11 protein-coding genes and 1 pseudogene are annotated in these 10,677 nt (G+C 47.6%); 2 read left to right on the plus strand and 10 right to left on the minus strand.

Translation table 11 applies throughout. From position 1 onward, the window contains the following. Nucleotides 1-314: 314 nt before the first annotated feature. The 9 genes from H7B90_RS29165 to H7B90_RS29205 form a co-directional block, all read right to left on the minus strand. On the minus strand, nt 315-995 hold the full coding sequence (locus H7B90_RS29165; protein WP_185139421.1) for a hypothetical protein: 681 nt from the start codon (nt 993-995) through the stop codon (nt 315-317). Nucleotides 996-1,000: 5 nt separating this feature from the next. Then, nucleotides 1,001-1,993 (minus strand): flotillin-like protein FloA, encoded by a 993-nt coding sequence (gene floA, locus H7B90_RS29170; protein WP_185139422.1) that lies wholly within the window; start codon nt 1,991-1,993, stop codon nt 1,001-1,003. A gap of 69 nt (nt 1,994-2,062) precedes the next feature. Then, a complete protein-coding gene (locus H7B90_RS29175) occupies nt 2,063-3,469 on the minus strand; it encodes an NfeD family protein (protein WP_246578625.1) in 1,407 nt (468 codons plus the stop codon). Nucleotides 3,470-3,666: 197 nt separating this feature from the next. After that, on the minus strand, nt 3,667-4,110 hold the full coding sequence (locus H7B90_RS29180; protein ID WP_185139424.1) for a GatB/YqeY domain-containing protein: 444 nt from the start codon (nt 4,108-4,110) through the stop codon (nt 3,667-3,669). A 15-nt stretch (nt 4,111-4,125) separates the two neighbouring features. Next, a complete protein-coding gene (gene rpsU, locus H7B90_RS29185; protein WP_027091135.1) occupies nt 4,126-4,299 on the minus strand; it encodes a 30S ribosomal protein S21 in 174 nt (57 codons plus the stop codon). Nucleotides 4,300-4,801: 502 nt separating this feature from the next. Then, nucleotides 4,802-5,182: a hypothetical protein gene (locus H7B90_RS29190; RefSeq protein ID WP_185139425.1), complete on the minus strand. Its 381-nt coding sequence runs from the start codon at nt 5,180-5,182 to the stop codon at nt 4,802-4,804. 23 nt (nt 5,183-5,205) lie between these two features. Beyond that, nucleotides 5,206-5,604, minus strand: a complete 399-nt coding sequence (locus H7B90_RS29195) for a DUF6756 family protein (protein WP_185139426.1) — start codon at nt 5,602-5,604, stop codon at nt 5,206-5,208. Between the two features lie 335 nt (nt 5,605-5,939). After that, nucleotides 5,940-6,281 (minus strand): NUDIX domain-containing protein, encoded by a 342-nt coding sequence (locus H7B90_RS29200; protein WP_446483100.1) that lies wholly within the window; start codon nt 6,279-6,281, stop codon nt 5,940-5,942. A 385-nt stretch (nt 6,282-6,666) separates the two neighbouring features. After that, nucleotides 6,667-8,454: a DUF262 domain-containing protein gene (locus tag H7B90_RS29205; RefSeq protein WP_185139427.1), complete on the minus strand. Its 1,788-nt coding sequence runs from the start codon at nt 8,452-8,454 to the stop codon at nt 6,667-6,669. Nucleotides 8,455-9,199: 745 nt separating this feature from the next. Between H7B90_RS29205 and H7B90_RS33780 the strand changes: the two genes are divergently transcribed. Together H7B90_RS33780 and H7B90_RS33785 are read left to right on the plus strand one after the other, a co-directional pair. Next, nucleotides 9,200-9,424, plus strand: a complete 225-nt coding sequence (locus tag H7B90_RS33780) for a helix-turn-helix domain-containing protein (RefSeq protein WP_373315982.1) — start codon at nt 9,200-9,202, stop codon at nt 9,422-9,424. Nucleotides 9,425-9,532: 108 nt separating this feature from the next. Next, a pseudogene (locus tag H7B90_RS33785) lies at nt 9,533-9,855 on the plus strand (transposase). A gap of 444 nt (nt 9,856-10,299) precedes the next feature. Here H7B90_RS33785 and H7B90_RS29215 read toward each other — a convergent pair. Continuing rightward, on the minus strand, nt 10,300-10,677 hold the full coding sequence (locus H7B90_RS29215) for a hypothetical protein (RefSeq protein WP_185139428.1): 378 nt from the start codon (nt 10,675-10,677) through the stop codon (nt 10,300-10,302).

Genomic DNA, 10,677 nt, shown 5'->3' on the forward strand with positions numbered 1-10,677 from the left:
CCCTCCTTTACGGTACAACATATGCAGAAGGCGGGCGGAAAATGATTTCAAGCCGCGGCCGATCGTCGCCGGTTGGGGATGTCGCGTCGTGCATCCGTACATCCGCCCCGACCCTCTCCTTCGTCGCTCTCTCCGTCCGCATGCGGTACGCGGTTGCTCTCATGGACAGGATTGCTGATCTTGGAGAGAAGCTGAGGAACGTGGTTACTCTCCTGGGTGGGGCGTACTTGAGGCGGAGGTGCGCAAACACAAACAGGCTATCCCTACAGGTCCCGAATAAGGACCCGAATGGGATAGCCTGCTCGAAGTTTTGCTTAGCGACGATAGGGCTTGCGGGAACGGGGCGGGCCGAGAATCTCCGCCCAGACGATAGCCCGGCTCAGCTCGTCGCGCGGCAAGCGGAGGCCGGGAGCCTCGGGGGCGGCCGCGGCTAGCGGCTGCTCGCCGGCCGACGCCGGCGAAGCGGCGGCGACTGCGGCCATGCGATCCGCTGCCTCGGCAGCGGCATACCCGGCGCCGGAAGCCGAGCGCTCGGCCGCTCCCGATCGCCCAGGCGCCGGCGGCGGGCTCGAGCTAACCGGCCTCGCGGGCGACTCCGGCTGCGGGCGAACGGGTTCGCTCCGCTCCGAGTCGAGACGGCTAGGCCGCCCGGAGCCATCCGCGGGAAAGCCGGAAGGCTCGGAGCCCGCTTCAGGCCGCTCCGAAGGCCAAGGCTCGCTTCTCTCGAGCCGCCGTCGCGGCGATTCGGGACGGCTCCGGGGCTCGGAGGGCTCCGGGAAGGGCGAAGCCTCTCCCGGGGCGTCCGCGCGCTTCTCCGGCCGATTGGCGGACGGAGACGGCTTCGGCCGGGAGAGCCCTCCGCCTCCAAAGTTGGGCATCCGGTTGGGCGGACGCTTCTCGATCGGCGACTTCCTGAAGAACATCGCGTAGAGCATCCATACCACGACGATGACGATATAGTAATGGCGGACGAGGAATTCGAAAAGCTGCTCCATCCCGGTCAACGTTCCTCTTTGCCGTCACCGCGGGAAGGGTCGGCCCTTCCGATCGAACCCCTCATCTGCGTGTCGGCTTCGAGGTTTTTCAGATTCATATAATCCATGACGCCCAGGTTGCCGCCCTTCAGCGCTTCCGCCATGGCAAGCGGAACCTCGGATTCGGCCTCGACGACCTTCGCCCTCATCTCGACGACGCGCGCCTTCATCTCCTGCTCTTGCGCGACGGCCATCGCGCGGCGCTCCTCCGCCTTCGCCTGGGCGATCCGCTTGTCGGCCTCCGCCTGCTCCGTCTGCAGATGCGCGCCGATGTTCTTGCCGACGTCGACGTCCGCGATGTCGATCGACAGAATCTCGAACGCGGTGCCCGAATCCAGGCCCTTGTTCAGCACGGTGCGGGAGATCAGGTCCGGATTCTCCAGCACGTCCTTGTGGGAACCCGAGGAGCCGACCGTCGTGACGATCCCTTCTCCGACGCGGGCGATAATCGTCTCCTCCCCGGCGCCGCCGACGAGACGATCGATGTTCGCTCGCACCGTCACCCGCGCCTTGACCTTCACTTCGATGCCGTCCTTAGCGACGGCGGAGACAATCGGCGTCTCGATGACGCGCGGATTAACGCTCATTTGCACGGCTTGCAGCACGTCCCGGCCCGCAAGGTCGATGGCCGCCGCCCGTTCGAACACGAGCGGGATGTTGGCCCGCTGCGCCGCGATCAGCGCGTTGACGACCCGGTCCACGTTGCCCCCGGCGAGGAAGTGGCTCTCCAATTGGTTAATCGTAAGGCCGAGCCCGGCTTTCGTCGCCTTGATCATCGGATTGACGATCCGGCTTGGGATAACGCGGCGAAGCCGCATAGCCACGAGCGTAATGATGCTGATGCGAACCCCCGAAGCGAGGGCGGAGATCCACAGCATAAACGGGAAAAAGCTAAAAAACACGGCCAGCACGATAAACGCCAAGGCGATAATGATCAGCAATTGAATATTCAAGTCCATCGAATCCCTCCGATATCTTATTGTCGCGCCCCTGTCGGGCCGCCCTTCTCTCTGCCTCTTAGAACTAAATTATTCGGTCTCCGCCGCCCGAATCTCGCGCACCACAATCCGGGTACCGTCCGCCGCCGTGACCCGAAGCGGCCGGTCTCTCTCGACGAACTCGCCGGAAGTGACGACGTCGACCCGCTGGCCCCCGATGTCCGCGACCCCGGCAGGACGCAGCGCCGACAGGGACACGCCTTCGCGGCCGATCCAGGACTCCCGCGACTCTTGCGGAATGTACCCTTGCTCGGTCGTCAGCTGGTCCTTCAGAATGAACCGGTTCCAGATGCCCTTCCGACGGAACGCGTAAGCGAACACGGCGACGATCGCGAGGGCGATCAAGCCTGCGATGCCGAGCGCCCGAAGCGCGTCCCCCGTATCGTAGGCGGCGATCGCGATTCCGGTCGCCACCCCGGCGACGCCGAGAACGCCCAGAATGCCGAAGCTGGGAACGAACATCTCCAGGATGAGGAACAGGATGCCGAGCGCGAATAGAACGATCGATTCCGCTCCTGCGAAGCCCGCGATATATTGCCCGAAGAAGTAAAGCCCGAACGAGACGATCCCGATTATGCCCGGCGCGCCGAACCCGGGAACGAGCAGCTCGATGAGGATGCCGGCGATGCCCAGTATAAGCAGCAGCGTCGTCATGCCGCCCGACGTAATCGCGTGGGATAGCTTCTCGGCCAACGAAGGCTTGATGTCGACCGTCGTCCATTGACTCATTCCGGTCCAGCGGATCGCCTCGTCGACCGACTTCGCGACGACGTCGGCATAGCCGACCTTGAGCGCGTCATCCGCGGTTAGCGAGATAATCTGGCCTTTCTGCTTCGTCCGCCCCAGCTCCTTAAGCTCGACGACGAGGCCGGGATCGACCATCCCTGCGGCGATGGCGGGGTCGCGCCCGTTCAGCTGGGCGGCAGCCTGCATCTCGCTCGTCCAGAACGACACGGTTTTCGGGTTGTCGACCGCTTCGCCGGAGCCGTTCACGACCATGGCCGCGCCGATCGTCGAACCGGGAGCCATCGCGAGGCTTCCTGCGTTCAGCGCCAGGTAGGCGCCCGCCGAAGCCGCCTTCCCGTCGACGAAGGCGAGCGTCGGCACGGCGGTGGAGCGGATACGGTTGCCGATCTCGTCCGCGCTCTGCAGGCTCCCTCCCGGCGTATCGATCTTGAGTACGACGAGAGCGGCGCGGGCTTCTTCCGCTTCGGTCAGCGCGCGGTCGAGGAAGGAGGCGAGCCCCCGCTCCACCGTCATCTTCACCGGGATAACGTACACCGTGCCGTTCTCGGCCGGCTTCGGCCCATCCTTGCCGTCTGCCGCCTGCGCTATTCCGGCTCCGCTCCAGATTAGCAGCAGCGAAGCCGCGAACGCGAGCAGCAGCCTTCCGATCGGACCGGCGAGACGGCCGCCGGCATCATTCCTCCAACGCAATGGCATTCCTCCCCGCCCATGCGATTCGCTCCCGTCCGGCCAGCAAGCTCCGGGCGATTCGTTGTCGCACGATTTTCTATATTACGATTGCATACGAACTTCCTATGTATACGGTTCCGCCGCAAGCACCGATACGCGCCCGATTAGCGCAAAAAGCACCCCCTTGCGGGAGTGCTTCGCTTGTTGTCTCTGGTCGGTTACTGCAGAAATTGCTGGACGACTTGATTCACGAGCTTGCCGTCGGCGCGTCCCTTCACCTTCGGCATCAAGGCCCCCATTAACTTACCCATATCGGCTTTGGAAGAAGCACCGGTCTCTTGAATGGTCTGCGTTACAATAGCTTTGATATCTTCTTCGGTCAGCTGTTCAGGAAGGTATTGGGCGATAATGTCAATTTCCGCCTGCAAATCCTTGGCCAGATCGTCCCGGCCTGCCTTCGTAAATTCCTGGAGGGAATCTTTGCGTTGTTTGACTTCGCGGCTCAGAATATCGAGCACTTCGTTATCTTCAAGCGGTCGGCGCAATTCGATTTCCTGATTTTTGACCGACGCACGAACCATACGAATCGTGGAAAGCCGGAACTTGTCCTGTGCTCTCATCGCTTGCTTCATGTCTTCGTTCAAACGTTCCGCGAGGCTCATGATGCGAAACTCCTCCTAGAACTTCCGTTTACGAGCAGCCTCGGACTTCTTTTTCCGTTTGACGCTCGGTTTCTCGTAGTGCTTACGTTTTTTCAGTTCCGCGAGAACGCCGTCTTTTGCGATGGACTTCTTGAAGCGGCGGAGTGCAGCGTCGAGTGATTCATTTTTGCGAACTTTCGTTTCGGACACCAGTTTTCCCTCCCTCCGGAACAGACCACAACACACGGTTATCAAACCTCATTATAGGTTATTGGGAAAGGGGGTGTCAACTTTTGCCCATTCTTTTTTGACGGGTTCGTTAGGTGGGGCCGATTCCGGTCCTTCTCGGGTCACGATTGCGTTTTTGAAGTCGGTTTTGATAAGCGGAGGAACTTTCAGAAGCGGTTAATGTGAGAATCCTTTTGAGTAATGGAAAATCATGCCGAGCACATCCTGTGATTCAGTCTTAAGGTGTTCCCAATTCCTTTCATTTAATCTTTAGTTTCTTTTTCAGTTCTCGGATATTTCACATAACGTTCCTGCATCCACGACGTCTCACCGACTTAAGGATCCGAAGGGTCCTGATGCGCCTGCGCAGTTAATCGGTGCGAATGTGTCCGTGAATCTGCTTCTCTGCCAATCTCATGGGGCGGACCGAGGTGCCGTCAGGCTCTGAAGCGTGGTTATGATGTTATACGAAGTCATTGTCCTCCTAGAATTGCCACCAAATTTGATCTTGATCTAATCGTCCCTTATATAATATTTCTCCATCTTTTTCTGACTTTATATCGAATTTAAAATCATATTTGTTCCTAAAGATTTTTATATCAGAAAGATTACTCTCAATGTCATTCACTAATTCTTCAATAAGTAGCTTTGCTTGTTCGTTTGAAATTCTATCCTTTACCATCAGCCTAAAATTGATAAATTGGTTATCAAGAATACTAGAAGCACTTGTTGTTACCAAATCGTTATCATTCATAATTTTTTCGGCATGTCCCATTGCGTCAGATACTTCTTCAAAATCTAATCTCCTGTCATTACATCCTACAAGAAGTAAGAATATGATTATAGATACTAATATCTGCTTCATAGCCCCTCCCCAGATTGATGATGTCACTGATATATCTTATCTTTATTATTCTGCGTGTAAGTTATCATTCGTTGAATGACTTCTTGTCCATGAAGATGGACAATTTCATGATGATCTTCGCAAATCAGCCATTGATATTTCTTTGACACCAGGTAGTATTCATTTAGGTGACATAACTCAGGGATTAACTCAAAAATAGTATCCTTCTCCCCCTCATACATCCACAACTTATCATTTAGATCCTCCACAATGAACCAGAAAACATCATCTTCAATTATCTCTCTTATATATTGATATGGTTGATCAACAAATCTCATAGATAACTTTGGTTCTTTAAGTTTGTTCCATCCCCAATGTAACCCATGAGAATAGTGATTCTTCACTAAAAAGCGATTTTCAATATTTTCTAAGATTTCTTCCATTGATCTTTTCTAACTTCATGAAGCTTGTTTCTATTTAATTGAAACTTTTTAATTGCTTTTTCGATTTCAAACCGAATTGATAAAGAATGCATATAAGCTCCTTTATGATCTCCACCTGTTAATGATTTGCTCGTATTTCATATTACGTTCCCGTATTCACGAACCCGATAACCTTAAGCCCCCAACGAGGGGCGACCGCGACGCGGTTAGGTTCGTCGTCCACCTGATCCAACTCCTCGAAATGCCTCAGGCGGACCAAGGGGACGGCTCCAGCCGTCCCGCTGCGTGAATAAAGTGATATACGATGATAATGGCATTTTCGAAATAACTCCAAATTATTTCACATCTCCAATATATATGTTCGACTTAATATTGTTCTTAATGATGATCCCTAGTGCCTTTGGATAAACTCTAACTGTGTCAATTTTCTCTAGTCCAATCCATTCTACTGCAACCTGATTCGAATCAGGATTAGATCCATTGGTTAAACCAGAATTTGAGTCTTTTAAGTAACATAAAAAATAGAATTCGACCTGATGAATATCTGAGTCCCACTCTGCGAATTCGTGATTTTTCCCAATGTATTCTCTGATATGAATCAAGTCCTTAACAATAATTTCTGCTCCGATCTCTTCAAGACATTCACGATATACTGCTTCTATTAAAGTCTCACCAATTTCCTAGCCTCCTCCGGGGAACAAATAGAAAAAGCCCAGATCATCCTTGTTCTTAGTTAATAGAATTTGTTGATTTTGAATAATAACGGATTTAGACGAATTTCGGATTGGTTTCATTATTGCTCCTTCAGTAGTAATATTGTCGTATAACATTCTTGTATTCATGAACCCGAGAACCTTAAGTCCCAACGAGGCGGTCGCTACGCGGTTAGGTTCGCAGGGTTGTCCGCCTGGATCCGCTTCCTCGAAAATGCCTCAGGCGGACCGAGGGTCGGAGAATGCAGACCCGATGCGGGAATACGGTGTTATCTGAAGCCAATGCCTTCTTCGACTTCACTAAAAAATAAGCCTAACTTCGATGCATGAAGTAAGGCTTGTAATAAATCTACTTTTGAAATTTATTATAAATTTTATAGTAATTTTCTTCCTTTACAGGCTCACTATGTGATCCATTTCTTTCATATAGTCGTCCATCGAACCAAGCAGGTTCATTAAACTCTGTTTTTAAGATTAATATTTCCTTACCGTGATACTGTCTTGATTTTATATTGTTCAGAATTGATTGTAGGTATGACTCAGGTTTAACTGGTGCTTTTTTAATAGTTTCAATTATCTTATGTAGAAACTTATCTACATTTCCAGTTTGTAAACTTGCTTCGTCTTTAATTCCTGTAATATAAAATTCTTGAATTTGCACAAAAGGGTTTTGATATTTTGCTTCATGTTTTTCAGCACTTTTCAAATCATCTGTCAGTCCAATTAAAACATAGCCAACCCTATTTGGTCCTAGATTGTTTATTGCTGAAAGGGTTTTGATAATATCCCATACCAAAGTTTCATTGTATTTACCGGTATTAAAATCATGAACTCCGATTTTGAAATCGTACTGATTTTGTTCTGTGATAGACTGCATAAGTATTTTTGTAATGTTACGGGTCCAATCATCAAATGCTGGGTCATCTACAACTCTTTCTGCAAAATAACTTTGGATTCTACCAACAATAGATTTAACTGTTCGGTCATTAAATTGCCAATCCCACAATCTTTCAGAAACGCGATTGTCTATTAATTCATCACCAATACCTTTTAGTGATGAAAGTAAACCATCTTCGTCATTTACTTTCTTGGATTGACGAACAATTAATTCATAAAATGCCATAAAAATTACGTGAAATGAACGCCAATTTTCTTTTCTATCTGATTTTCTGTATATTAGGTTTGCAAACTTGATATTTTTCTTTGTTAAGATTTCCTCAATTGCTGAGAATACAGCATCGAATTGTTTTTTTATGGCATCTTCTGAAATTCTGTCGATTGCAGTTTCAATCTTGGTTTTGCCCAGTGGTGTTTCCCCTAGTGGATTTGAATTATATCCATAATAAGAGTCCAGTGCCTCTGCATTATAATTCTCTTTATTATCTAGAATCATATCTGAAATTATATGCGCAATTAATTCCTCATCTTTAGATTCACGAATATTTCGGTAAGACATAATATCATTCTTAACCCAGAATATTTCATAAATATTAATTCCATAGTATTCCAATCGTCTGTTTGTAATACTGATTTTTGACATGTCATTTAAAAGCACACTATCGCGTGAAATATCACCTCTAATTTCTGCTGCGAGGCTGCTGACTAAGTCTGGGAATTTACCAATGGCGCCAGCTTGCCGTAACTCTTGGTAAGACAGGTGACGACCACTTGAATTAATTCTGCGGAATGTTTCTTCGATTTCTTGTTGCACCATAGAAAGAGATTTTGAAACTGGTAACAAATAATTTGCAATTTCTTTGCATATTTTTGAATCTAATACCGGTTCTCTTTGATAAATAGTTTTTGTTTTCATTTTTTCAAGGGTATCAGCCATGACAGACAGATCAAAATAGCCATCTTTTAGCATGTACTTTTGTTCAATAAACGAAAAAATAGCATCAAGCCTTTGCATTCCATCAATAATTTCAAGCTTCATTTCATTATCATTTTTCACTTCAGCCAATAAAAATAAAGGAACCGGCAGCCCTCGAATTATTGTATCAATGAAGTTCCTTTTTTCTTCAATCGTCCAAGCCAGTTTCCGCTGGTATTTTCTATTTACTATAAATTTCTTTGAGGCGTATTGCGAATATAGCGTTTGAACATGTATCCCTTGAATAGTTAAATTTTCTGGCATATGAAAGGCCTCCGATGTATAGTTATTGAAGGTAATATTCTACATTTTGTTACAAACTCCTCTATGTCTTACATTTGATTTAGATAACGTCTCCGTATTCACGACGCCCCATCGGCTTAAAGAACCGAAGGGCCTGGCTGCGCTTGCGCAGTTAGTCGGTGCGGGTGTGACCGCTGGGTTCACTTCCCTGCCAATCACTTCTCGCGGACCGAGGAGCCGCCAGGCTCCGATGCGTGAACATAATGTTAGACGTAATCTTCGGCCTCTAATAAACACCCAATAGAACTTTAAAGTACTTTTCCAGCTCTTCTCTAGCTGCAGGCATCTCTTTTTTTATGATTTCAAAACACTCTGGTAACTTCTTTCTATTCTTTGCATCTACTATATAAGTTGAACTAAAGCGGCTTAGAAGGAATTTCTAGATCAATCCGTCGAATAGATAAGCATTAAATATTTGGACGGTGATCGAGATGCAACCTCTTGAAGAGCAGCTGTATGCTGTGGAGCAACGACTGAAACATGAGAAAAGCAGGCGGATGTTCGAGCGATACCAAACCGTGAAGCTCCACCTTATTGGGAAAAGCAACGCCGACATTGCCGTTAGTATCGGAAGAAAAGAGAGCACGGGGACACCTATTTGCGACTATATCGAAACAAAGGTTTAGATGGACTTCAGATGAAGTTCTCACCTGATCCGCCAGAGCAACTGAGTAAGGAACAGCAAGATACGCTCAAGAAAACGAGCATGGATTGTGTTCCACATGATGTCGGATTCACAGCGAAGTTTAACTGGACACTGCAAATCATTGGAAAATATATTCACCGTGAATTTGGTAAATCGTATTCAATTCACGGTGTTTCCAAGTTGATGCATCGCATGGATCTAAGCTCACGAAACCTACCTACACCTTGGCGGCGGCCGACGAAGAAAAGCAACGATTGTTTGTCGAAACTACCTTCCCAAGGTTAAAAAAAATATGAGAACGGCGAAATTGATCATTTATTGTTTGAAGATGCGAGCATGATCTGAGACTATCAAGCGCTTCAGAAGACGTGGTTTGCTAATGGCAAGCAACGTTTGATTAAGACAACTGGAAAGCACCTCGGCGTAAAACTGCTAGTCACTCTGGATTATGTAGAAGGCAAGATCGTCTGGAAAGAAGACGAGCAATACAACGCAGAATCATTCTTGGCGTTTCTCGAGCAAGTCCTCCGACTGGAAAGATCGTTATGGTATTGGATAATGCTCGAATTCATCACGCGAAGTTGCTTGCAAGCTTCCTCCAAGAAAACAAAAATCGTCTTGAACTGGTATTTCTGCCCTCATATAGTCCAGAATTCAATCTTGTTGAAGGACTTTGGAAATGGCTAATGTCCAAGCATTTATGGATCGAATTATGAAAGAGCCATTAAAGATCATTGATCGGTTATGCATACGGATGTAGCATAGTTATCATTGGTTCAACTTATATAGATACTTATTTTCCCTCTTTTCCAATCAAAATACATCCCTGTAGATACAAATTTGTTCCAACACTCATCAATAGTTGTTATTAATTTTTTTGCAGTATCTGCTTCACCTACTTGAGGCACAGCGCCTTCTACAAATTGTGGTGTAATAAGTTTATCCAAGGATATTTCTAAATCAGCTAGTTACTATAAAGCTCTCTTATTATTACTGCTTGCACTTGAATTAATCTATTAAATTTTATTTGATGCTCATTATTGAGCTTTGCTAACTCTGCTTTATGACTTTCTACGACCTTTAGAAGATCACTTAGCCCCCTCAATACTCTTACTGGAATTAAATATCCCAAGCGGACGATTAACCGCTTGGGATATTCATTACATAGTTCTTAAAATCTCATATGATATTTGCTTCGCCGCTATAAAGCAACCAAAATTATCAGGGTAATCCTCAGGGGTAAACTTAAATATATAATGTAAATATTCTACTTGGAATTTTTCACTTGTGATTCTTTCTTCCTCCCCCGTCAGTATTGATAAGACAACTGCACTAGTGTCTGTCTTCCATTCCATCGGAAGAGATGTGAAGAATACATCCTTAAATTTAATCTCAATGTCGGGGTAAGTTAAGCTAAGTCCTCCTTGTAAGGTTAATTCATTATCAACGTATTGCTTGACCATGAAGTCAAACCACTTTTCTTGTTTAATGAAATTGCAAATTTCATCAACAACAATGTTAGCTTCCTCTAAAGTCAT

The sequence above is a fragment of the Cohnella xylanilytica genome, assembly GCF_014212175.1.
In the GTDB taxonomy this organism is placed as follows: Bacteria; Bacillota; Bacilli; order Paenibacillales; family Paenibacillaceae; genus Cohnella; species Cohnella xylanilytica.

Coding starts and splice junctions, on each gene's coding strand:
- H7B90_RS33780 (WP_373315982.1), top strand. CDS start 9,200: ATGGATTGTGTTCCACATGATGTCGGATTCACAGCGAAGTTTAACTGG.
- H7B90_RS29205 (WP_185139427.1), bottom strand. CDS start 8,454: ATGCCAGAAAATTTAACTATTCAAGGGATACATGTTCAAACGCTATAT.
- H7B90_RS29195 (WP_185139426.1), bottom strand. CDS start 5,604: ATGGAAGAAATCTTAGAAAATATTGAAAATCGCTTTTTAGTGAAGAAT.
- H7B90_RS29215 (WP_185139428.1), bottom strand. CDS start 10,677: ATGACTTTAGAGGAAGCTAACATTGTTGTTGATGAAATTTGCAATTTC.
- floA (WP_185139422.1), bottom strand. CDS start 1,993: ATGGACTTGAATATTCAATTGCTGATCATTATCGCCTTGGCGTTTATC.
- H7B90_RS29180 (WP_185139424.1), bottom strand. CDS start 4,110: ATGAGCCTCGCGGAACGTTTGAACGAAGACATGAAGCAAGCGATGAGA.
- H7B90_RS29165 (WP_185139421.1), bottom strand. CDS start 995: ATGGAGCAGCTTTTCGAATTCCTCGTCCGCCATTACTATATCGTCATC.
- H7B90_RS29190 (WP_185139425.1), bottom strand. CDS start 5,182: ATGAAGCAGATATTAGTATCTATAATCATATTCTTACTTCTTGTAGGA.